This window comes from Rhizobium sp. Pop5 (assembly GCF_024721175.1).
In the GTDB taxonomy this organism is placed as follows: domain Bacteria; phylum Pseudomonadota; class Alphaproteobacteria; order Rhizobiales; family Rhizobiaceae; genus Rhizobium.
In genome coordinates, this window is record NZ_CP099402.1 from 96,194 (window position 1) to 118,282 (window position 22,089).

At 63.4% G+C, this 22,089-nt stretch carries 18 protein-coding genes; 5 read left to right on the plus strand and 13 right to left on the minus strand.

The genetic code is table 11. The annotated features are described in order from the left end of the window. Window positions 1-71: 71 nt before the first annotated feature. The 7 genes from NE852_RS28620 to NE852_RS28650 form a co-directional block, all read right to left on the minus strand. Window positions 72-1,727, minus strand: coding sequence for an ABC transporter ATP-binding protein (locus tag NE852_RS28620; protein WP_008532605.1), 1,656 nt, complete (start codon window positions 1,725-1,727; stop codon window positions 72-74). Then, the gene (locus NE852_RS28625; RefSeq protein ID WP_008532604.1) at window positions 1,727-2,581 is read right to left on the minus strand and encodes an ABC transporter permease; all 855 of its coding nucleotides are present in this window, start codon (window positions 2,579-2,581) and stop codon (window positions 1,727-1,729) included. Before NE852_RS28625 ends, NE852_RS28620 begins: the two co-directional genes overlap by 1 nt. Further along, entirely contained in the window at window positions 2,578-3,528 is a 951-nt protein-coding gene (locus NE852_RS28630; protein ID WP_008532601.1) for an ABC transporter permease, read from the minus strand. The genes NE852_RS28625 and NE852_RS28630 overlap by 4 nt, the downstream gene beginning before the upstream one ends. A gap of 88 nt (window positions 3,529-3,616) precedes the next feature. Beyond that, the gene (locus NE852_RS28635) at window positions 3,617-5,227 is read right to left on the minus strand and encodes an ABC transporter substrate-binding protein (protein WP_008532600.1); all 1,611 of its coding nucleotides are present in this window, start codon (window positions 5,225-5,227) and stop codon (window positions 3,617-3,619) included. Window positions 5,228-5,305: 78 nt separating this feature from the next. Further along, entirely contained in the window at window positions 5,306-6,019 is a 714-nt protein-coding gene (locus tag NE852_RS28640; protein ID WP_008532599.1) for an HAD-IA family hydrolase, read from the minus strand. Window positions 6,020-6,258: 239 nt separating this feature from the next. After that, window positions 6,259-7,635 carry an aspartate aminotransferase family protein gene (locus NE852_RS28645; protein WP_258157121.1) on the minus strand — a complete coding sequence of 459 codons (1,377 nt, stop codon included), beginning with the start codon at window positions 7,633-7,635 and terminating at the stop codon, window positions 6,259-6,261. A gap of 14 nt (window positions 7,636-7,649) precedes the next feature. Continuing rightward, window positions 7,650-8,486, minus strand: coding sequence for a GNAT family N-acetyltransferase (locus tag NE852_RS28650; RefSeq protein ID WP_258157122.1), 837 nt, complete (start codon window positions 8,484-8,486; stop codon window positions 7,650-7,652). Between the two features lie 308 nt (window positions 8,487-8,794). On the opposite strand from NE852_RS28650, the gene NE852_RS28655 reads away from it, so the two are divergent. Together NE852_RS28655 and NE852_RS28660 are read left to right on the plus strand one after the other, a co-directional pair. Continuing rightward, complete coding sequence (locus NE852_RS28655) at window positions 8,795-9,463, plus strand: haloacid dehalogenase type II (RefSeq protein WP_008532590.1); 669 nt, start codon at window positions 8,795-8,797, stop codon at window positions 9,461-9,463. 13 nt (window positions 9,464-9,476) lie between these two features. Next, window positions 9,477-10,751: an FAD-binding oxidoreductase gene (locus tag NE852_RS28660; protein ID WP_258157123.1), complete on the plus strand. Its 1,275-nt coding sequence runs from the start codon at window positions 9,477-9,479 to the stop codon at window positions 10,749-10,751. A 69-nt stretch (window positions 10,752-10,820) separates the two neighbouring features. Here the strand turns inward: NE852_RS28660 and NE852_RS28665 are convergent, their stop codons facing one another. The 6 genes from NE852_RS28665 to argE form a co-directional block, all read right to left on the minus strand. Beyond that, entirely contained in the window at window positions 10,821-12,278 is a 1,458-nt protein-coding gene (locus NE852_RS28665) for an NAD-dependent succinate-semialdehyde dehydrogenase (protein ID WP_258157124.1), read from the minus strand. Window positions 12,279-12,300: 22 nt separating this feature from the next. Continuing rightward, window positions 12,301-13,341, minus strand: a complete 1,041-nt coding sequence (locus NE852_RS28670) for a tartrate dehydrogenase (RefSeq protein ID WP_008532584.1) — start codon at window positions 13,339-13,341, stop codon at window positions 12,301-12,303. 13 nt (window positions 13,342-13,354) lie between these two features. Then, window positions 13,355-14,818 (minus strand): aldehyde dehydrogenase, encoded by a 1,464-nt coding sequence (locus tag NE852_RS28675; protein ID WP_258157125.1) that lies wholly within the window; start codon window positions 14,816-14,818, stop codon window positions 13,355-13,357. A 125-nt stretch (window positions 14,819-14,943) separates the two neighbouring features. Continuing rightward, entirely contained in the window at window positions 14,944-15,300 is a 357-nt protein-coding gene (locus NE852_RS28680) for a cupin domain-containing protein (RefSeq protein ID WP_008532579.1), read from the minus strand. 25 nt (window positions 15,301-15,325) lie between these two features. Then, on the minus strand, window positions 15,326-16,249 hold the full coding sequence (locus NE852_RS28685; RefSeq protein WP_258157126.1) for a glyoxylate/hydroxypyruvate reductase A: 924 nt from the start codon (window positions 16,247-16,249) through the stop codon (window positions 15,326-15,328). Window positions 16,250-16,274: 25 nt separating this feature from the next. Next, the gene (gene argE / locus NE852_RS28690; protein WP_008532576.1) at window positions 16,275-17,447 is read right to left on the minus strand and encodes an acetylornithine deacetylase; all 1,173 of its coding nucleotides are present in this window, start codon (window positions 17,445-17,447) and stop codon (window positions 16,275-16,277) included. A 259-nt stretch (window positions 17,448-17,706) separates the two neighbouring features. On the opposite strand from argE, the gene NE852_RS28695 reads away from it, so the two are divergent. The 3 genes from NE852_RS28695 (at window position 17,707) to NE852_RS28705 (ending at window position 22,087) form a co-directional block, all read left to right on the plus strand. Continuing rightward, window positions 17,707-18,564, plus strand: coding sequence for a GNAT family N-acetyltransferase (locus NE852_RS28695; RefSeq protein ID WP_128623611.1), 858 nt, complete (start codon window positions 17,707-17,709; stop codon window positions 18,562-18,564). 262 nt (window positions 18,565-18,826) lie between these two features. Beyond that, window positions 18,827-21,073, plus strand: coding sequence for a DUF3141 domain-containing protein (locus NE852_RS28700; RefSeq protein WP_008532573.1), 2,247 nt, complete (start codon window positions 18,827-18,829; stop codon window positions 21,071-21,073). A gap of 48 nt (window positions 21,074-21,121) precedes the next feature. Further along, window positions 21,122-22,087, plus strand: a complete 966-nt coding sequence (locus NE852_RS28705) for a phosphate acetyltransferase (RefSeq protein ID WP_258157127.1) — start codon at window positions 21,122-21,124, stop codon at window positions 22,085-22,087. Window positions 22,088-22,089 lie beyond the last annotated feature (2 nt).

Consider the following 22,089-nt stretch of genomic DNA (forward strand, 5'->3'; position numbering starts at 1 on the left):
AACTCGCTTCAGCCAAAATCTGATTGAGCGATATGAGGCGGTGACTGACCTAGAGCGTCCCAGCGCCGGTCCTAGCCCCGGCTATAGGCGCGCACCAGTTCCGGATCCTGCGTCAACCCGTCGAGCCAGGCCGGATCGAGCTTCGGCACCGAGGAGAAGAGCAGCTGGGAGTAGGGATGCTGCGCTGCCTTGATCTTCTCGGGCGTGATTTCCTCGACCTTCCTGCCGTCATACATCACGACGATCTCGTCGCAGATCGCCTCGACCACCGAAAGGTCGTGGCTGATGAAGATGTAGGAGAGGCCGAGTTCCCGCTGCAGTTCCTTGAGCAGGTCGATCACGGCGGCGGCAACCACCGTATCGAGAGCCGAGGTTATCTCGTCGCAGAGGATCAGCTTCGGATCGGCGGCAAGCGCCCGGGCGAAATTCACGCGCTGCTTCTGCCCGCCCGAAAGCTCTCCCGGACGGCGATGGCGGAGGCTGCGCGGCAGGCGGACCATGTCCATCAATTCGTCGATGCGGGCGCTGCGCGCCTTGGCCGCCATGCCGTGGTAGAAGACCAGCGGCCGGTCGAGGATGTCCTCGACCGATTTTGCCGGGTTGAGCGCCGTATCGGCATATTGGAAGACGATCTGCATCGCGCGCAACTGATCGCGCGAGCGTTCGCGGGCGCTGTGGCCGAGCTCCTTGCCGTCGAAGACGATCTTGCCGAAGGCGGCCGGCAGGATGCCGGCTATGGTGCGGGCAAGGGTCGACTTGCCGCAGCCGGATTCGCCGATAATGCCGAGATTGCGTCCTTTCTCGACCTTGAGGCTCACCTGCTGGACGGCGCAGACGAGCGGCCGGCCGTCGGCCTGGCGCTGGCCGTAGCCGGCAACGACGTCGTCGATCGTCAGCAGCGGCGCCGGCGCGGCCTTGCCATCGGCTTCGGGACTGCGCGCCTTCGGCTCGAAGGCGGCCAGCAGCTCGCGCGTATAGGGATGTTTCGCCGCGGTGAGGATCTCTTCGGTCGTGCCGATCTCTTGAACCTCGCCGCCTTTCAGCACGACGATCCGGTCGGCGATCTGGGCGACGACGGCGAGGTCGTGCGAGACGTAGACGCCCGATATGCCTCCCTGCTTCATGGCCGACTTGAAGGCCCGCAGAACTTCGATCTGCGTCGTCACGTCGAGCGCCGTCGTCGGCTCGTCGAAGATCATAAGCTTCGGGTCGCCGATCAGCGCCATTGCCGCCGACAGGCGCTGCAACTGGCCTCCGGAGACCTGATGGGGATAGCGTGTGCCGATGATCTCGGGTTCAGGCAGGGAAAGCGCCCGGAAGAGTTCGACCGCGCGGCCTCTCGCTTCGTCGGCCGACATCAGGCCGTGGATGCGCGTGACCTCGATCACCTGATCCATGATCGTGATGGCTGGGTTGAAGGCGGCGGCGGCCGATTGCGGCACATAGGCGACCTCAGTGCCGCGCAACCTGGCGCGCTGCTTTTCGCCAAGCTTGACCATGTCCTTGCCGGCAAGCGAAACGCTGCCGCCTGAGATACGACAGCCCGGCCGGCAATGTCCCATGAGGCTCAGCGCGATCGTCGTCTTGCCGGAGCCGCTTTCGCCGATCAGCGCGACGATCTCGCCCTCTGATATGTCGAGGCTGACGCCCCGGATGATTTCGACGCGGCGGCCGGAATCGGTGGTGGCTTCGACCCTGAGGTCGCGGATTTCGACGAGATTGGTCATCACTCGCTCCGATCTCGAATTTTCTGCGGCAGGTTGTCGATCAGGAGATTGACGCTGATCGTGAGGCTCGCGATTGCCAGCGATGGGAACATCACCGCGGGCGCCCCGAAAGGCAGTCCGCCGATGTTTTCGCGCACGAGCGCTCCCCAGTCCGCATAGGGTGGTTGCACGCCGAGCCCCAGGAAGGAGAGGCCGGAGAGCAAGAGAACGATGAAGACGAAGCGCAGCCCGAGATCGGCAAGCACAGGACCGACGATATTGGGCAGGATTTCCGAGCGGATGAGATAAAGGGTGTTTTCGCCGCGAATGCGGGCGACGGTAATGAAATCCATCGAATTGACGTTGACGGCGAGCGCCCGCGCGAAACGGTAAGACCCGGGTATGTAAATCACCGAAAGCGTCAGGATCAGCACCGGAATCGACGACCCCACGGCCGCGACCACGACGAGGCCGAAGAGCTTGCCCGGGATGGAGTTCATCGCATCGAGAAAGCGCGAAAGCAGGGTGTCGAGCCAGCCGCCGGCGACGGCCGCGATCATGCCGAGCACGACGCCGCTGAAACAGGCGATCGTCACCGCCGCGAGCGAGATGCCGACCGTGTAGCGAGCGCCCATCAGGATGCGCGAGAACACGTCGCGGCCGAGATAATCCGACCCCATCCAGAACTGCGGGGATATCGGGCCGAAATAATCGGTGTCGACGATCTCGCCGACGGGGTAGGGGATGAGCAAATGCGCGAAAATCGCGATGAAGGCCCAGAAGAGGATGACGGCAAGCCCCAGGAGTCCGACGAGGTTGAAGCGGTAGCCGAGCCGGCGCGTCATGGCGGGCTGATGTTCGATATGGGATGTCATCGCAGCCTCGGATTGGAAAGAATGGCGATAATGTCGGCAAGCGTGATGAGGATCAGGTAGCCGAGGCAGAAGATCATCGCGCAGCTCTGGATCAGCGGCAGGTCGCGTGTGGCGACCGCATCGACCATCAGTTTGGCGATGCCGGGATAGTTGAAGATGGTTTCGACGATGATCACGCCGCCGAGAAGATAGGAGAGCGACAGGGCGATCGCATTGACGATCGGGCCGAGCGCGTTGGGCAGGGCATGCCTGAGAACGATGCGGGTCCGCGACGCGCCCTTCAAAAGAGCCATCTCGACATAGGGCGTGCTCAGCGTTTCCACGACCGCAGCGCGCGTCATGCGGATCATCTGCGCTGAGACAACGAAAGTCAGCGTGATGACGGGCATGGCATAGACCCGCAGCATATCGGCAAGCGAGTGGACTTCATTGGCAAGCGAAAGCGCAGGCAGCCAGCGGAGATAGACGGCAAAAACCAGCACCGCCGAGGTCGCCACCATGAATTCGGGCACGGAAATGACGCCGATCGTCAGGATCGTCACGATCCGGTCGTAGACGGAACCGCGCAGCATGGCGGCGGTGATGCCGAGCGTCAGCGCGATCGGCACTGAGAACAGCGCGGTCACGCCGGCGAGCTTCAGCGTGTTGACAAAGCGGCCGCCGATCAGCTGGCTGATCGGCATGTCGTTGGCATAGGAGGTGCCGAGATCGCCCGAGAGCAGGCCGTAAAGCCAGCTGAGGAAGCGCAGGATAGCCGGCTGGTCCAGATGCATGGCCTTGCGCAGGCCTTCGACGGCTTCGGGTGTCGCCGCTTGCCCGAGAAGGATCGTCGCCGTGTCGCCGGGCAGCATCGTCGTGGCGAAAAACACGGCAAAGGAGACGATCACCAGAGTAACCAGGGCGATAAGCAAACGGTTCGATATGAGGGACAGCACCTCTTTATTCATGCGCGCGCTCCCTTCGGCATTCGGCTGAGGATTATAACGCAGGGGAAGGCGGGCCGGGGACAATTTCAGCCCCCGGCCGCTCACTTCCTCAGGCTTCGAGCCAGACATATTCCGCGAAGGCATAACCCATCTGGCCGCCGAGCGGGCTGGGCTCCAGGCCCTTGAGCTTGGCGCTGGTTGCGTCGACGTTGGAGAGATAGGCCGGAATGATCGTGCCGGCCTGCTCGGCGACCATGCCCTGCATTTCGTTGTAGATGGCCTTGCGCTTCTCCTGGTCGAGCAGGCCGCGCGCCTCCAGCAGCATCTTGTCGAACTTCTCCGATTTGTACTGGCTTTCGTTCCAGGGTGCGTCCGATGCGTAGAGCAGCGAAAACAGGATGTCGGGCGTCGGGCGCGGATTGATATTGCCGAAATGAACAGGCGCCTTGAGCCAGTAATTGTCCCAGTAACCGTCCGACGGCACCCGCTGGACATCGAGCTTCATGCCGATCTCGGCGCCTGCGGCCTGGATGATCATGGCCATGTCGATCGAGGAATTCGCCGCTTCCGAAGCGATGACCGGGATCGACTGTCCAAGCACGCCGGCCTTCTGGAAGAGGAACTTCGCCTTATCGGGGTCGAAGCTTTTCGGCTTGAGATTGGCGTCGCGATAGAAATTGACGGGAGAGACCGGCTGGTCGTTGCCGACTTCGCCCAATCCCCGCAACGCCGATTTGACGATCTGCTCGCGATTGACGAGATATTTCATGCCTTCGATGAAGGACTGCTTGCTGCCGGGCTCCATATCCAGGCGGATATTGAGATTGGTATAGTTGCCGGAGGTCGTCTTCGACAACACGAAGCCGGCGCCCTGGCTTTCCACAAGGCGCATCGAGCGCGGATTGATCGAGGCGGCAAGATGGATGTCGCCCGAAAGCAGCGCGTTGACGCGGGCATTGTCGTCGCTGATCGCGAAATATTCGAAGGAATCGACGTTGGGGCCGGATTTCCAGTAGTTCTTGTTCTTGATGCCGACCGAGCGCACGCCCGGCTCGAACACTTCCTTGACGAAGGCGCCGGTGCCGTTGGCCTTGGAGAAATCGGTGGTGCCGTCGGCGACGATCATGAAGTGATGCATCGACAGGATCGTCGGCAGGTCGGCGTTTGGATTGGCGAGCGTGATCTCGGCGGTCTGTTTGTCGATCGCCTTTACGCCTGATATCTGCGCCGCAATCTTGGCAACCTTGGAGCCGACCGCCGGATCGAGGTGACGCTTCAGCGAGAAGACGACGTCATCGGCGGTCAAGGGCTTCCCGTCATGGAAGGTCACGCCGCTGCGCAGCTTGACGGTCCAGACTTTCGCATCCTTGGATTCGATCGCCTCGGCAAGCTCCATCTGCGGCGTGCCCGTCTTATCGAGGAAGGTCAGGCGATTGTAGAAGGAGCAGCAGCGCACATAGTCGGTCGAAAGCGAAGCCTTCGCCGGGTCGAGCGTGTCGGCCGTGGAGGACGACCAGCCAGCCGCCTTGAGCGCACCGCCGGCAACGGGTGTCGCCGCGACCGCCTTCGAGGCGCGGCCGAGGATCAGCCCGCCCGCCGACATGGCGACGCCGCCTGCCAGCATCATCTGCAGAAGTTCGCGCCGGGTTGCACCGCGGCGGATGGCGTTTTCGATCTTTGCGTCATCAGACGCGGTCCAGTTGGTGATCTTATTGGTCATGTCATTCCCCTTTTGTCGTCTGGTTGGGGGGCTGCCCGTCTCCACGCGGGCTTGGCCCCGATCGGGTCTTCCCGCGGTTCAGCTCCGCGCTGCGGCCACGGCCTCGGCAAGGCCGGCCATGGATGTAAAATGGTAGTCGGGCTCGGTGAATTCGGCCGGCTCGATGGTGCCGCCATATCCTTTCTGCGCGTGGCGGCGCTCGATCCAGCAATTGGTCATGCCGAGCGCGCGCGCGATGCCGATGTCATGATACTGGCTCTGGGCCACGTGCAGAATATCGCTTTTCGACGCGCCCTCGGCGGCCACGAAATCGAAGACGCTCTCGAAGAAGGCCGGATCCGGCTTTTCCGTACCGGTGTCGTCAGCCGTGAAGACGGCATGGAACGGGTTGCCGAGCGTTTCGGAGAAATGGTCGAAGGCCCAGCGGCGGGCATTCGTCATGGCGATCAGCCGGTAGTCCAGGGCAAGCCGCGCCATCGCAGCCGCGCTGTCGGGAAATGCCTTCCAGCTCCTCGCGGAATCGCGCAGGCGCTCGCCATGGCGCTTATCGATGGGCAGGCCGAGATCGGGGGCTATGGCGAGATAGACGCGCACGAGATCGTCGGGGAAGAGCGACGCGTTCTCGCTGTAGCGGGCGGCGCGATAAAGGGTCAGCGCCTGCTCGCCGTCGATCGTCACATCAGCTTCGGCCGCGATCTCCTCAAGGCAGGATTTCAGGCCGCTCTCGAAATCGATCAGCGTTCCGACGACGTCGAAACTCATATATTTGAATTCAGGCAGAGACTTCGTCATGTCGTGTCCCCAGTGTCGGGCGAAAGCGGCATGGACTGCCGCCGCTTCGCAAAAATCTATGTCGTTCCCAAGCCCGGCTTTTGCCGGGGCCTTATGATGAGCCCCTATTTTTTAGGGGCGCTTGGCTTCTGCTCTTTTCGAGTTTGGCACCTTCTCGGCATGGATTGCGCCGAATAGACGCCGTGGTGCGGCACAAAATTCCGAATATCGGCATCCGGCGGTATTTCGCCGGCTGGGCTTCAATCCTTCAGCGCCCGCCTGACGTCGGGGTCCTCCAATGTCTGGTCGAGCGTCCTGAGGGTCTTTTCCAGGATCGCATCGATGTCGGCATCGGTGCAGCAGAGCGGCGGGGCATAACCGAGAACGCCGTTGGCGAAGGCGCGGATCACCAGTCCGTTTTCCCAGGCGCGGTCGAAGATGCGCCGGGCAGGCTGGGCTTCGGCGGGAAGCGGCGTGCGGGCCGTCTTGTCGCTCACGAGTTCGATGGCCGCCAGCATGCCGCGCCCACGCACATCGCCGACCAGCGGATGATCCCTCATCGCCTCGAGGCCCGCCATTAGCCGGGCCCCGGCCTTTCTCCCATTCTCTAGCAAGCCGCCTTCGTAGAGCTTCAGCACTTCGAGAGCGACGGCGGCGCTGACCGGGTGGGCGGAATAGGTATAACCGTGGCCGACCGCCGAAGCGCCGGCACCCTCGGCGATCGTCTGATAGACATGATCCGCCATGAAGACCGCCCCCATCGGCACATAGCCTGAAGTCAGCCCCTTGGCGGTCGTGATGAAATCGGGAACGATCTCCTCCTCGGAGCAGGCAAACAGCGGCCCGGTGCGGCCGAAGCCGGTGATCACCTCGTCGGCGACAAAAAGAATATCGAGCTCGCGGCAGAGATCGCGCATGGCCTTCAGCCAGCCCTTTGGCGGCACGATGACGCCACCGGACCCTTGGATCGGCTCGGCATAGAAGGCCGCGACACGGTCCGCGCCGATCGCCTCTACCTTGGCGCGGAGCGCGGCAAGCGATGCCGCGATGATCGCCTGCGGGTCGTCGCCGACGGGATTGCGATACGGGTAGGGCGACGGAATTTTATGCTGCCAGTCGAAGGGAATGCCGAAGCCGGCATGGAAGTTCGGCAGTGCGGTCAGACCCGCACCTACCGTTGAGGAACCGTGATAACCCTGCTCCAGCGAAATGAACTGGTCGCGCTGCGGTTTTCCGCGGGCGATCCAGTAGTAGCGGATGAAGCGGATCGTGCTGTCGACGGCATCCGAACCGCCGAGCGTGAAATAGATGTGGTTCAGATCACCCGGCGCGCGCTCGGCGAGTTCGGCGGCAAGGCGGATGGCGGGTTCGGAACCGAGGCCGAAATAGGCCGTCGCATAAGGCAGTTCGCGCATCTGGCGCGTGGCGGCCTCGACGATCGATTCATGGCCATAGCCGGCATTGACACACCAGAGGCCGGCAAAGCCATCGATCAGCTGGCGGCCATGGGCGTCGGTCACCGTCGCTCCCTTGGCGGAGGCCAGAACCCGCACGCCCTGCGCTTCATGGCCGCGATAGGAGGCGACGGGATGAACGAGATGGGCGCGGTCGAGCTCGATGAGAGAATTGCTGTACATTGACATCTCCTGCCTCAGCCGAGGGCCTGATTGACGAGTGCGAAAGTGGTCACGGCCGGATCGGCATCACGCGGGAACACCGGCTTTGCCATGGCGATCCCGCCTCCGACATGGGCGAGACCTTGTTCGGCAAGCCAGGGCGCCAGTCCGGTATCGACTGTCGTGTCGACCCGCAGAAATTGTCCGGCGCGCCGGGCGATGAAGTGGGCGACAAGGGCTTTGGCATCGTCGAGGCCGGTGGCGACGACCGGACCAATGACCTCGCCGCGGCCGAAAGTCCGAAGCGCTGCAAAGCCGCAAAGGCGGCCGTCGCGGCGCATCACCGCAAATTCGCCTGCCGCCGCGAGGTAGGCGAGCAACCGTTTGCGATCGGCGCCGAAGGCGCGGCGGTCGAGTTGGATGATCGCGCCCATGTCGCCGGCGATCGCCGCTTCCGTCCCCGGCAACGCGGCAATCTCTCCCGCCACGCCCTGATGCTGCCGGATGGCACCCGTCGGCTGGAAGCCGAGCTTTTCATAGAGCGGCAAGCCTTGCTCGGTCGCGACCAGCCGGAGGGGGCGGCGCCCCGCGATCTCCAATGCGGCATCCATCAGCTTGCGGCCGAGGCCGCGTCCACGCATGGCTTCGTCGACGATCACCATGTTGATGGCGGCGCAGTCGGCCTCATAGATCGTCGTCAGAACGGTTCCGACGACGCGGCCGCCTTCGATCGCAACGGCACCTTTGCTGAGGACGAAGGCCATCTGCCAATCCTCCAGCCGGTGCGGCCAACCCGCCTGCCGGGAGAGCTGAACCGCTCCCTCCAGGTGTTCGGGGCCGAAGGCCACGAGATCGATCTGACTTGTCTGCATTGCGATGTCCTTCATCTCTTGCCGGGAATTTTGGTGCAGGATCGACCGGCAGATCGTCTGAAGGCGTCAGTCCCGACAGTATCTTATAGCGTTGCTTGGACGGCCCGCCGCATCTTATGCTGGCGGGTGCAGACGCTTCACGAACCTTTTCGACAAGATGAGCAGCGAAGGCGGCGGCCGCACACAACCTTCTGCCAAAGCCGGCTCAGGATACGAAACATTCTGCTTCGACGGTCCGGATTTCAGGTGAGCGGACGCTCGAGCCGCAGCCTATGATGAAGGCAGCTGGAAACATCAGGGATACCGTCATGGCTCACTTCCGTCCGAAATACATCACCTTCGACTGCTACGGCACGCTGACGAACTTCCAAATGGCGGAGGCCGCCCGCGATCTCTATGACGAGCAGCTCGATGAGGCCCGGATGGCGGAGTTCATCAGGAACTTTGCGGCCTATCGTCTCGACGAGATCCTGGGCGACTGGAAGCCCTATAATGAGGTGGTGCACAATGCCGTCGAACGGGCCTGCAAGCGCAACGGCATAATATTCCGCGAGGAAGCCGCACGGATGGTCTATGAGCGCGTGCCGACCTGGGGTCCGCATCCGGACGTTCCGGCGGGCCTTGCCAAGGTCGCCAAGGAAATCCCGCTGGTGATCCTCTCCAACGCCATGAACGCACAGATCATGTCGAATGTCGAAAAACTCGGGGCGCCGTTCCATGCGGTCTATACCGCTCAGCAGGCCAATGCCTACAAGCCGCGCTTCAAAGCGTTCGAATACATGTTTGACATGCTGGGCTGCGGCCCGGAGGACATCCTCCATTGCTCGTCCTCCTTCCGCTACGACCTGATGTCGGCCCATGACCTCGGGATCAAGAATAAGGTCTGGGTCAATCGCGGCCACGAGCCTGCGAACCCCTATTACGGCTATGTCGAAATTCCCGATATTTCCGGCCTGCCCGGCGTCGTCGGGCTCTGAGGGACGCGAGGCGATGAAGCTCCAATCCTACTGGCACGATACGGCTCCGGCTTTCGCCAACGCAGCGCAGGGACCCGTGGAAGGCCATTACGACGTTGCAGTCGTCGGCGCCGGCTTTACCGGGCTCGCCGCGGCGCGCCAGCTCGCCAAGGCCGGTGCGCGCGTCATCGTGCTGGAGGCCGAGAGGGTCGGCTGGGGAGCCTCGGGGCGCAACGGCGGCCATCTCAACAACGGCCTTGCGCACAGCTTCATCGGCGCCAAGGCCGAACTCGGCAAAGAGCGCGCCGTCGCGCTCTACCGGGCGCTCGACGCTTCGATCGACACCATCGAGGCACTGATCGCCGAGGAGGGGATCGACTGTAATTTCCGCCGCGCCGGCAAGCTGAAGCTCGCCTCCAAGCCGCAGCATTACGATGCGATCGCCCGCAATTTCGAGGCGGTGCATGCGGAGGTCGATGCCGAGACCGCTCTCCTCTCGGCAAGCGACCTGAAAAGCGAGGTCGGCGCACCCTTCCATGGCGCGATGCTGTCGAAAAAGAGCGCCATGATGCATATGGGCCGCTATGTCGTCGGGCTGGCGGAGGCCGCCAGGCGCCATGGCGCGACGATCGTCGAAGGTGCCGCGGTCAGCGACCATCGCCAAGCGGACGGCAGGCACGTGCTGAAGACGGAAAAGGGCACCGTGACGGCGGATCAGGTACTGATTGCGACCGGCGCCTATACGACGCCGAATTTCGGCTATTTCCGCCGCCGCATCATCCCGGTCGGCAGCTTCATCATCGCCACGCGGCCGCTGACGGAAACGGAAATCGCGGCGACCATGCCCGGCAACCGCACCTGCGTGAACTCGATGAACATCGGCAATTACTGGCGTCTTGCGCCTGACAACCGCCTCATCTTCGGGGGGAGGGCGCGCTTTTCGGCCACGTCAGATCAGCGTTCCGATGCCAAAAGCGGCGCGATACTGCATGACAGCCTCGCCCGCATCTTTCCGCAGCTTGCCGATGTCGGGATCGACTATTGCTGGGGCGGGCTGGTCGATATGACCAAGGACCGTTACCCCCGCGCCGGATATCAGGACGGCGCCTGGTTTGCGATGGGCTATTCCGGCCATGGGGCGCAGCTCTCCACCCATCTCGGAATGACGATCGCCGACGCGATCCTCGGCCGCCCGGACCACAATCCGCTCAAGGGCCTGGAATGGCCGGCGGTTCCCGGCCATTTCGGCAAGCCCTGGTTCCTGCCGCTGGTGGGGCTCTATTACAAGATGCTCGACAAAATCCGGTAAGCCGGCTGCGCCTTTCTCCATTTGAAGCGGATCGAGGGGCTGCGAAAGCAGCCCTTCGGCTTTGCCTGCTCAGGCGAGGCCGCCGATGTGGAAGGACTTCATTTCCAGATATTCCTCGATGCCGGCCTGCGCGCCTTCGCGCCCAAGCCCCGACTGCTTGACGCCGCCGAACGGGGCGACTTCGGTCGAGACGGCGCCGGTGTTAAGGCCGATCATGCCGAATTCAAGCGCTTCGCCGACCCGCCAGGCCCGCTTCAGGCTTTCCGTGTAGAAATAGGCGGCGAGGCCGTAGGGCGTGCCGTTGGCAATCGCCAGCGCCTGTTCCTCGGTCTCGAAGCGGAAAAGCGGCGCGACCGGGCCGAACGTCTCTTCGCCGGCGAGCTGCATGTCGGTGGTGGCGCCGGTCAGGACCATGGGGGCAGTATATTGCCGGCCGGGCGGCAGCTCCGCTCTTTTGGTGACGATCGCGGCACCCTTGGCAAGCGCATCCTCGACATGGCGGTTGATCTTGGCGATCGCCGCCTCATTGATCATCGGCCCGATCGCAATGCCTGCTTCCGTGCCCGGGCCGACCTTCATCGCGTCGACGCAGGCCGCGAGCTTTTCGGCAAAGGCGTCGTAGACGCCCGCCTGGACGAGAATGCGGTTGGCGCAGACGCAGGTCTGGCCGCCGTTTCGGAATTTCGAGGCGATCGCTCCCTCGACGGCGGCATCGATGTCGGCATCGTCGAAGACGATGAAAGGGGCATTGCCGCCGAGTTCCAGGGAAAGCCGCTTGACGCTGTCGGCCGCTCCCCGCATCAGCAGCGAGCCGACGCGGGTCGAGCCGGTGAAGGAAATCTTGCGGACCGTCTCATTGGCCATGATCTCGTTGCCGATCCCCGTCGGCATACCGGTGACGATGTTGATCACACCGGCCGGAATGCCGGCCTTTTCGGCAAGCCAGCCGATGGCAAGCGCCGAATAGGGCGTAAATTCTGAGGGCTTGATGACGACCGTGCATCCGGCGGCAAGTGCCGGCGCCACCTTGCGGGTGATCATCGCATTGGGGAAGTTCCAGGGCGTGATGATGCCGCAGACGCCAACCGGCTCCTTCAAGACGACGATGCGGCGATCCGGCGTCGGCGAGGGGATGGTGTGGCCGCCGATGCGGCGGGCTTCCTCGGCAAACCATTTCACGAAGGAAGCGCCGTAGCGGATTTCGCCGCGGGCTTCGTCGAGCGGCTTGCCCTGTTCCGTGGTCAGGATCAGCGCGAGATCCTCGATATGTTCGATCATCAGGGCGTGCCACGCCTCGAGAAGCGCGGCGCGTTCGGCATGCGTCCTCTTCTTCCACGGGCCATAGGCCGCTTCCGCGGCCTCGATCGCCGCCCGCGTTTCAGCGGTTCCCATGTCAGGGACCGTGCCGATGATCGCCTGTGTGGCTGGATCGACGACGTCGATGCTATTGCCGGATGCGGCCGGAATCCACTTTCCGCCGACAAGCGCCTGTTGCCGGAAGAGGCCGGCTTCCTTCAAGTTCTGCATCTATCTGTCCCCGATGACGAAATTACAGCTGAGCGAGAATGGCGGCGGTGATCGCCTCGGTCCGGTCCTTGCCCGGAACCGTGCCGATGCCACAGCCGGTGGTCCATTCGATCGCCTTGATGATGGTACCGGTGGCAGCTTTCTCCCCGAGATGGTCGAGCATCATGGCACCGGACCAGATGGCGGCGATCGGATTGGCGACGCCGAGATGGGCGATATCAGGAGCCGATCCGTGCACGGGTTCGAACATCGACGGCGCGCTGCGGCCAGGATTGATGTTGGCCGAGGCGGCAAAGCCGAGCCCGCCCTGGATGGCGGCGCCGAGATCGGTGAGGATATCGCCGAAGAGATTGGAGGCGACGATCACGTCGAGGCTTTCCGGCGCCATCACCATGCGCGCCGCCATGGCGTCGATATGGTAGCTCGTCACCTCCACATCGGTGTATTCTGCGGCAAGCCTTTGGGTGACCTCGTCCCAGAAGACCATCGAATATTTCTGCGCGTTCGACTTCGTCACCGAGGCGAGCTTGCCGCGGCGGGCACGCGCCTGTTCGAATGCGAAGCGCAGGATGCGCTCGACGCCGGTACGGGTGAAGATGGAGGTCTCCACAGCCACCTCGTCCACCGTGCCCTGATGGACGCGGCCCCCGGCGCCCGAATATTCGCCCTCGGTGTTTTCGCGGATGCAGAGGATATCGAAGCCTGCGGACCTCAACGGGCCCTGCACGCCGGGCAACAGGCGATGGGGGCGGATATTGGCATATTGCACGAAGCTCTTGCGGATCGGCAGCAGAAGGCCGTGCAACGATACCGAATCCGGCACCTCGGCCGGCCATCCCACAGCGCCGAGTAAAATCGCGTCGAAGCCGCGCAGCGTCTCGATGCCGTCGGCCGGCATCATTGTGCCGGTTTCTTTGTAGAAGGCGCAGGACCAGGGGAATTCCTGACCATCAAGCGTGAAGCCGGTCTTGTCGGCCACCTTCTCAAGTACCGACCAGGCGGCGGCGGTGACATCGCGCCCGATACCGTCGCCTGGAATGAGAGCGATCCGATAGGTTGTCATGGCGATATCCTCCTCAAAGGCTGATCAAGACGCTCTTGCTCTTGCGGTTGGCATGATAGGCCTCGCGGCCGAGGTCCTTGCCGATGCCCGACTGCTTGTAGCCACCGGTGGGAAGGATGTGATCGCGCGAGCGGTTGTACCGGTTTACCCAGACCGTTCCGGCCTGCAGGCGGCGGGTGAGCCGGATCGCCCGGGAAAGGTCGCGGGTGAAGAGCCCCGCGGCAAGGCCGTAGGTCGGATGATCCGCCAGCGCGAGCCCTTCTTCCTCGTCCCGGAATGTCTGAAGCGTCAGCACGGGGCCGAAAATCTCTTCGGTGATCGCGGGCGAATTCCCGTCGATCCCGACGATCAGGGTCGGCCTGTAGAAATAGCCGGGGGCATCCATCGGACTGCCGCCGGTCAGGCATTCGCCGCCGGCATCGAGAGCCGCGGAGACGATCGCATGGATGCGATCCTGCTGCTTCTCGGAAATGATTGGTGAATATTGCGCCGCGCTATCCCAGGTGGGAGCCGAAACGGCGGTCTTCATCCGGGCAGCGATCGCCTCGACGAGCGGGCCGGCTGCGGCTTCCGCGACGATCAGGCGGGAGCCGGCCACACAGGCCTGGCCGGCATTGCTCATGATCCCGGCGGCAATCGCGGCCGCGGTCTTGTCGAGATCCGCATCGGCGAAGACGAGCTGCGGGCTCTTGCCGCCAAGCTCCAGCGTCATCGGCTTGATACCGGTTCGGGCGATGTTTTCCATGATCGCCGATCCCGCCCGCGTCGAGCCGGTGAAGCTCACCTTGCTGATATCGGGATGGCCCGTTATCGCCGTGCCGGTGACCGGGCCGTCGCCCAGAACGACGTTGATCAGCCCGGCCGGCAGGCCGGCGCGAAGGGCGAGCTCCGCCAGATAAATGGTCGAAAAGGGCGTCATCTCGGAGGGTTTCAGAACCACCGCATTGCCGGCAGCGAGCGCCGGGCCGAGCTTCCATGCCGCCATCGATATCGGAAAATTCCACGGCGTGATCGCGCCGACCACGCCATAGGGTTCCGTCATGATCATGCCGAGATTGCCGTCGTCGGTCGGCACCAGATCGCTGCCCTCCTTGTCGGCGAACTCGGCGAAGAAGCGGATCTGTTCGGCCGAAACCGCTATGTCGCCTTCCACCAGATGACCGACGGGACGGGTCGACGACAGCGCCTCCAGCCTTGCCAGATGAGGTGCTTCCTGCTCGATCAGATCGGCCCATCGGTGCAGCACCTTCAGGCGCTCGCGCGGGCGAACGCCGCCCCAGTTGCTGTCTTTCAGCGCCGCCTTCGCCGTTTGAACGGCCTGATCGACCAGATCCTCGCCGGCAACGGGGCAATCGGCATAGGCCCTGCCGTCGGACGGGCGGCGCATGGGAATGACGCCGTCCGCCGGTATGAGGCGATCTCCAATGAGATGCCCGATGGGAAGGGAAAGACTGTCGGGATCGAAACTCAGCGTCATGGCAATACCTCGGATCACTAAAACGAGGCTAGCCGAACGGCCGAAGTAGCTTGATCCGATGAGGGCGGGGGCGACAGCGGAAAAACCCGTTCTGCCGCCGCCCGGCAGCTTATTGTTTGGCGTCTTCAGGCCATGACGGTGACGTAGATCTTGCGGACCGTTTCGATGGTCTTCCAGACGCCGACAAAGCCCGGCTTCATGACGAAGCTGTCGCCCGCCTTGTAGAGGACGGGATCGCCGCCTTCCCCAGTGATTTCGACGACGCCGGACAGGATGTGGCAGAATTCGAAGGTCTCACCCTTGATTGAGCGTGTGACGCCCGGAGTGGCTTCCCAGACGCCGGTATGGATCATCTCGCCGCGGGCAACATCCTGCGCCCAGGTCTTGAACTCCGGATTCCCCGATATCAGCCGCTCCGGCAGCGGCAGGTTTTCGCGCGGCGCGAAAGAAGGGTTCGGGTCGATGGTCTTCAAAAGCGTCATGGCTTTTCCTTTCAAGGTTGAACTGTCAGTAGCCGCGACGCCGGTCGATCAAGCCAACAGGATCTAATCCGGCACGCATCCGCTTGATGTTGTTGGCGACGGCGCGGGCAGCACTATGGGGTTGGGTGACGCTCGCGACATGGGGCGTGAGCACGATGCCGGGATGGCTCCAGAAGGCATGGTCCGCGGGCAGCGGCTCCGGATCGGTGACGTCGATCACCGCACCGGAGAGATGTCCGCGGTCCAGAGCCGCAATCAGGGCATCGTGGTCGAGCTGCGGCCCGCGGCCGGTATGAACGAGCGCCGCACCCTGCGGCAGGCGGGCGAAGAGGCCGGCGTTGAGAAAGCCGCGGGTTTCATCGGTCAGCGGCAGGAGGCAGACCAGAATGTCGGTCTCGGCCAGCATGGTCTTGAGGCCAGTGTCTCCGGCGTAGCACGTCACTCCATCGAGATCGCGGGCCGACCGGCTCCAGCCCGAGAGCGGAAAACCGAAAGGCTGCAGCCGCTCGAGCACGGCCTGGCCGAGAACGCCAAGGCCGAGCACGCCGATGCGACGTTCCGCAGCCTGAAGCTGCGGCAAGGCCTTCCAGACCCGATCGCGCTGCTGGTCGAGATAGGCGGGCAGGTTGCGGTGGAGCGCCAGCACGGCAAGCGCGACATATTCCTGCATCATGCGCACGATGCCTTCCTCGACCATGCGCACCACCTTCACATGATCGGGCACCTCGCCGATCTGGAACTGATCGACGCCGGCGCCGATGGAAAACAGAACTTCGAGATTGCGGTAGCGGGCGAGGTCGGCGGGAACCGTCCAGCTGATCAGGTAGCGCACAGCATCCGGATCGACGGTCTGAGGCTCCATCGAGAAAGGCAGATCCGGCAATTCGCGCGCGAAGATTTCCTGGAAGACGGCACCGCGGCGCGCATCGGAATTGAAGAGAAAGGTCATCGTCCGGAATCCTCGTCTCGGGAAATCAGGCGCGGCAGCGGACGGCAAGCGCCTCGACCATCGCCTGGCAGGCGGCAAGCTCGCTCGTCAGGATGAACTCGTCCGGCTTATGGGCACGGGCGATATCGCCCGGACCGCAGATGATCGCGTCCACGCCCGCGCGCTGGTAAAGGCCGGCTTCTGTGCCGTAGCTAACGGCCGCGAGCGGTGCCTTGCCCGTCAACTCCTGCAGGAGATCGGCGAGCGGTGCGCCTTTTGGCAGCGAGAGAGCCGGATAGCTGCTGAGCACATCCCATTCGACGGCAACCTCCTGGGTCCTCAGGGCCTCCGCGGCCTCGCGCACACGGGCGAGCAGGGAGAGGGGATCGACGCCGGATATCGCCCGCGCCTCCACTTCCAGTGTGCAGAGATCGGGAATGACGTTGACGGCCTGGCCGCCACAGATGGTTCCAGCCTGCAGGGATGAATAGGGCGGTTCGAAGGCGTCGTCGAAAGGCCCTTGAGTGAGACCCTGCGCCGTCGAAATCGCCGCGTTCAGCACGTCGGCCATGGCGTGCACGGCGTTGAGACCGAGATCGGGCCGGGAGGAATGGCCGGTGCGGCCCTTGACGGTGATGCGGGCGGCGGCCTTGCCCTTGTGGGCGAGGATTGCCTGCATGCCGCTCGGTTCGCCGATCACCGCACCGAGCGGGCGCGCGCAGAGATCGGGCAGCCGGGCAAGCAGGTGAGGCACGCCGCGGCAGCCTGCCTCCTCGTCATAGGAAAAGGCGAGGTGGACCGGGCGGGCGAGGGGGCTCGCGACCAACGACGGCACGGCGGCGAGCACGGCGGCGAGGAAGCCTTTCATGTCGGACGTGCCGCGCCCGAAAAGCCGCTCACCTTCGCCTCTCAGCACGAAGGGATCGGAACTCCAGCCCGCCTCGCTGGCGGGAACGACATCCATGTGGCCGGAAAGGATGTAGCCCGGTCTGTCGGAGGGGCCGATGGTCGCAATGAGATTGGCCCGGTCGCCCTCGGGACCGGGAAGAATAAGGGCTTCGATCCCGAAGGAGCGGAGATAGGCATCGATCCAGCCGACGATGGCGCCATTGGACGTGCCGACGACGGAGGGAAAGCCGATCAGCTTTTGGAGGATCTCGACCGCGGAGGTGGCCGGCAGGGCCTTGGACGGTCGATCAGCGCTGACGGGAGAAGACATTCCCAACCTCTTGAGTGAACGGCGACACCGCCGACTGGAATCTTTTCCAGGACGCAAGGCTTTAGATGCCGAAAGCTTCACCGATTTGGTTGATTGTTGCGCCGGCGTGGGATTCACCAGCGATTTCTGCTGACGGGTTTCCTATAGTCTCTCCTGGGAGAGGACGTCCGGCCATGCGTTTGGCCGGCGTTGCCATGGGGATCAATTCTGGAGGAAGCGCGTGGTCGCTGGGAAATCGAAACTGGTCGACAGCTTCGAGATGCGCATCGCCGACATCAATACGGTCGATCTCGAACAGTTGCATGCCCTGTCGATCGGCGTGGGCTGGCCGCACCGCGCCGATGATTGGCAATTCGTTCGCGAGCTCGGCAAGGGCGTAGTCGCGCTTGACGAAGTCGACCGCGTTCTCGGATCGGCCATGTGGTTTCCCTATGGCGAGGATTTCGCCACGATCGGCCTCGTCATCACCTCGCCGCGCCTGCAGGCCCGGGGCGCCGGCCAATGGCTGATGGACTACGTCCTCACCGAGATTCCCCAGCGCAATCTGGGCCTCAACTCCACGCGGGCGGCGAAACGCCTCTATCATTCCCTCGATTTCACCACGGAAGCCGTCGTCTCCCAATGTCAGGGCGAGGCTTTCTCTCCCGCTTCCGCGGAAACGCCGCCCGGCGCCGAACTTCGCGCGCTCGATATCTCCGATCTCACGGCGATTGCCGCCCTGGACCGGGAGGCCTTCGGCGCCGATCGCACCGCGCTCCTTTCCCGGATCCTTCCTTCGTCCAGCGGCTTCGGGTTGACACGCGACGGAAAGATCGAGGCCTTTTCCTTCTGCCGGCGGTTCGGCCGCGGCCATGTCATCGGCCCGGTGGCGGCCTCAAGTGATGCGGATGCCATCGCCGTCATCCGCCCGCACGCCGTCGAGCACGCGGGCAAATTCCTGCGGCTCGACACACGGGAGAAAAGCGGAGCTTTTTCCGACTTCCTCGCCCAATGCGGCCTTTCCGTTTTCGACACCGTCACCACCATGTCGCGCGGCCGCCCGTGGCTGGCGGTTCGGGAACGCAGGCATGCGGCCACGCCGAAAATATACGCATTGGCCGGTCACGCACTCGGCTGACCCGAATCCGACCATGGGGCACAACGTCCCCATCAATCCTGATTGTTCAGGCTACCCGTGATCTTTCCCAGTCAGGCCGGCGAACCGCCGTGTATGCTACCGTAAAATACGTTGGTGAGGCAGCGTGCTCCGCTTATGCTGCAACTGCTAAGAGGGCGTGTGGCCGCAGCGCCGCCATAGGCCAGCAATGCACGAGGATCGAGACTATCACCCAGCATTAAGTCTTTGAGCTTCCGCCGAGAGCGGTGAGCAGGAGGTTGGCATGCGGTATCCTTCCTATCTCCCCAAGCTTGATTACGTCACGCACTTACGCCCAGCCGGTTTTGCTTTCGATTATGTCAGGGACGCCGCAGAGCGCAGCGTCCTCTACTGGGATGTGATGCGTCAGCGCGGCAATCAATATCGGGTCCATTCCGAAGCGGCAGCCCCGCATGTATTGAGCTTCACACCCGAGGTTCTTCTCGATGGGCGCACGCTGGAGCGGCCCGTCAACTATGCGCTGGTCCGCATCGTTCCACCTGAAGGCACAGAGATCGACGAGACGCGCCGGCCCTTCGTCGTCGTCGATCCGCGTGCCGGGCACGGGCCGGGTATCGGCGGTTTCAAGGCCGACAGCGAAATCGGGGTCACGTTGAAAGCCGGACACCCCTGCTATTTCATCGGCTTCCTTCCGGAGCCGGTGGCCGGCCAGACGATCGAGGATATTGCGCTTGCCGAAGCGATCTTTCTGGAAAAGGTCATTGCGTTGCATCCCGACGCCGATGCCAAGCCCTGTGTGATCGGCAACTGCCAGGCCGGCTGGGCTGTGATGATGCTGGCCGCCATGCGCCCGGAACTCTTCGGCTCGATCATCATTGCCGGGGCGCCCCTTTCATACTGGGCGGGTGAACGCGGCAAATATCCGATGCGCTATACCGGCGGCCTGCTCGGCGGCTCCTGGCTGACGGCGCTTGCCGGCGATCTCGGCCACGGGAAGTTCGACGGCGCCTGGCTGGTGCAGAATTTCGAGAACCAGAACCCCGCCAATACGCTCTGGACCAAGCAATATAACCTCTATTCCAGGATCGACACCGAAGCGCCGCGCTATCTCGGCTTCGAGCAATGGTGGGGCAATCACGTCAATCTCAATGCCGCGGAAATTCAGTTCATCGTCGACGAACTCTTCGTCAGCAACAATCTCGCCGCCGGCCATATAAAGACCTCGAAGGGCGAGGCGATCGATCTCCGGAATATCCGCGCGCCCGTTGTGGTCTTCTGCTCCAAGGGAGACAATATCACCCCGCCTGCCCAGGCCCTCGGCTGGATCACCGATCTCTATGACAGCGTCAACGAAATCCGCTCGCACGGGCAGACGATCGTCTACACGGTGCATGAAAAGATCGGCCATCTCGGCATCTTCGTCTCCGCCGGCGTCGCCCGCAAGGAGCACGGGGAATTCTCCAGCAATATCGACCTGATCGACGCGCTGCCGCCCGGCCTCTACGAGGCCATTTTCGAAGCCAAGACCGATGCGACCGTCGGCGGCGACCTGGTCGAGGGCGACTGGATCATGCGCTGCGAGGAAAGGACGCTGGACGATATCCGTGCGCTCGGCTGCAACAATGCCGCCGATAACAGGCGCTTTGCGACGGCAGCCAAGGTCTCGGAGATCAACCTGTCGCTCTACCGCACCTTCGCTCAGCCCTTCGTGCGCGCGCTGGTTTCGGAACACGTGGCCGAAGAAATGCGCAGGATGCATCCGCTCCGGCTGCAATATGAGCTGTTTTCCGATCTCAATCCCTGGATGTCGCGCATCGCCGACCTCGCCGTCGATGTGGCGGAGGAGCGCCATCCCGTCGTTGCCGGCAATCCCTTCCTCGCCCTGGAGCAAATCTTTTCGCGCCAGATCGTTGCCGGGCTCGATGCATGGCGTGAAGGCATCGAGACACTCAGCGAGGCGGCGTTCCTCACCATCTATGGGTCTCCGTTCCTGCAGGCGGCAGTCGGCATAAATCCGGCGGACGAGAGACCGCAGCGGCGCGGGAGCAAGACCGGATTGCATGCACAGGCGCTGAAAGCGCGCATCGAGGAACTGAGAGCCCAGATGGACAAGGGCGGCCTGAAGGAGGGCTTGGCGCGCAGCCTGCTCTATGTCGCCATGGCGAACGGTGCGGCCGACGAACGCGGTTTTGCCGCCATCCGTCGGATGCGGCGCACCAAAGACGGAATGCCGGCGATGACGCTTGCCGAATTCAAGGCCCTGATCCGCGACCAGTTCCTCATGCTCGTCATCGACGAGCAGGCGGCCGTCGATGCGATCCCGCATCTCCTGCCGGCAGACGAGGACGATCGTCGCCACGCTTTGTCCTCGCTCCGCGAGGTGTTGAATGCGCGCGGCGCCCTCTCCGGTGAGGCCGAACAGCGCTGGCAGAAGATCGTCAGCCTCTTCGGCCTTTCGCAAGCGCCGCTTGCGGGGCCGGTTTCGCCGGACAGCCCCACGCCGCTCAGGGCAGTCAGGCGCGTGAAATAGCCGACCGATCGGGACTTGATCGTGTCTTTCAAGAGGGAGCACAGGCACATGCCGGATTGGGAAAACACTGGCGAAGCCAGGCGGCACGAGAAGTATGAACGGCTGATCGCCAAGGCCAGGCAGGCGCCTCGGATGACGACCGTCGTTGCTCATCCCTGCGACGAGGCATCGTTGCGCGGGGCTGTCGAGGCGGCCGAAAACGGACTGATGCGTCCGATCCTTGTCGGGCCGGCGGAAAAAATACGAACGGCCGCAAAGGCCCATGCCATCGATATCTCGCCCTTCGAGCTGGTCGACACCCCGCACAGTGACGCGGCCGCCGCCAAAGCCGTGGAGATTATCCGTGAGGGCCGTGCTGACCTGTTGATGAAGGGAAGTCTGCACACCGACGAGCTGATGCGAGCGGTGACCTCGTCGACGACAGGCTTGAGAACCGCACGGCGGATCAGCCATGTGTTCGTGATGGACGTTCCGAACTATGCCGAAACGCTCTTCATCACCGACGCAGCCATCAACATCGCCCCCGATCTCGATGCCAAGCGCGATATCATCCAGAACGCCATCGATCTTTTCACCGGGATCGGTCTCGGCACGCCGCGGGTGGCGATCCTTTCGGCGGTCGAGACGGTCACTTTGAAGATCCCGTCGACGATCGACGCGGCGGCATTGTGCAAGATGGCCGAGCGCGGTCAGATCACGGGCGGCATCCTCGACGGACCGCTCGCCTTCGACAATGCGATCGATCCGGAAGCTGCAAGGATCAAAGGCATCCACTCTGAGGTCGCCGGCCGGGCGCAGATCCTCGTCGTTCCCAATCTCGAGGCCGGCAACATGCTGGCGAAGAACCTGACCTTCCTGGCCCGGGCGGATGCGGCAGGTATCGTCCTTGGTGCGCGCGTGCCGATCATCCTGACGTCGCGGGCTGATAACGTGCGGGCGCGTCTCGCCTCCTGCGCCGTCGGCGTATTGTTTGCCGAAGCGCGCCGCCGCACGGCGCCGATACAGGGTGGTTGATG

What these genes read in the sequence shown, in the direction of transcription:
- NE852_RS28620 (WP_008532605.1), bottom strand. Translation starts at nt 1,727, where the DNA reads ATGACCAATCTCGTCGAAATCCGCGACCTCAGGGTCGAAGCCACCACC.
- NE852_RS28650 (WP_258157122.1), bottom strand. Translation starts at nt 8,486, where the DNA reads ATGCAGACAAGTCAGATCGATCTCGTGGCCTTCGGCCCCGAACACCTG.
- NE852_RS28660 (WP_258157123.1), top strand. Translation starts at nt 9,477, where the DNA reads ATGAAGCTCCAATCCTACTGGCACGATACGGCTCCGGCTTTCGCCAAC.
- NE852_RS28700 (WP_008532573.1), top strand. Translation starts at nt 18,827, where the DNA reads ATGCGGTATCCTTCCTATCTCCCCAAGCTTGATTACGTCACGCACTTA.
- NE852_RS28635 (WP_008532600.1), bottom strand. Translation starts at nt 5,227, where the DNA reads ATGACCAATAAGATCACCAACTGGACCGCGTCTGATGACGCAAAGATC.
- argE (WP_008532576.1), bottom strand. Translation starts at nt 17,447, where the DNA reads ATGTCTTCTCCCGTCAGCGCTGATCGACCGTCCAAGGCCCTGCCGGCC.
- NE852_RS28625 (WP_008532604.1), bottom strand. Translation starts at nt 2,581, where the DNA reads ATGACATCCCATATCGAACATCAGCCCGCCATGACGCGCCGGCTCGGC.
- NE852_RS28705 (WP_258157127.1), top strand. Translation starts at nt 21,122, where the DNA reads ATGCCGGATTGGGAAAACACTGGCGAAGCCAGGCGGCACGAGAAGTAT.
- NE852_RS28685 (WP_258157126.1), bottom strand. Translation starts at nt 16,249, where the DNA reads ATGACCTTTCTCTTCAATTCCGATGCGCGCCGCGGTGCCGTCTTCCAG.
- NE852_RS28655 (WP_008532590.1), top strand. Translation starts at nt 8,795, where the DNA reads ATGGCTCACTTCCGTCCGAAATACATCACCTTCGACTGCTACGGCACG.
- NE852_RS28670 (WP_008532584.1), bottom strand. Translation starts at nt 13,341, where the DNA reads ATGACAACCTATCGGATCGCTCTCATTCCAGGCGACGGTATCGGGCGC.
- NE852_RS28695 (WP_128623611.1), top strand. Translation starts at nt 17,707, where the DNA reads ATGCGCATCGCCGACATCAATACGGTCGATCTCGAACAGTTGCATGCC.
- NE852_RS28665 (WP_258157124.1), bottom strand. Translation starts at nt 12,278, where the DNA reads ATGCAGAACTTGAAGGAAGCCGGCCTCTTCCGGCAACAGGCGCTTGTC.
- NE852_RS28640 (WP_008532599.1), bottom strand. Translation starts at nt 6,019, where the DNA reads ATGACGAAGTCTCTGCCTGAATTCAAATATATGAGTTTCGACGTCGTC.
- NE852_RS28680 (WP_008532579.1), bottom strand. Translation starts at nt 15,300, where the DNA reads ATGACGCTTTTGAAGACCATCGACCCGAACCCTTCTTTCGCGCCGCGC.
- NE852_RS28630 (WP_008532601.1), bottom strand. Translation starts at nt 3,528, where the DNA reads ATGAATAAAGAGGTGCTGTCCCTCATATCGAACCGTTTGCTTATCGCC.
- NE852_RS28675 (WP_258157125.1), bottom strand. Translation starts at nt 14,818, where the DNA reads ATGACGCTGAGTTTCGATCCCGACAGTCTTTCCCTTCCCATCGGGCAT.
- NE852_RS28645 (WP_258157121.1), bottom strand. Translation starts at nt 7,635, where the DNA reads ATGTACAGCAATTCTCTCATCGAGCTCGACCGCGCCCATCTCGTTCAT.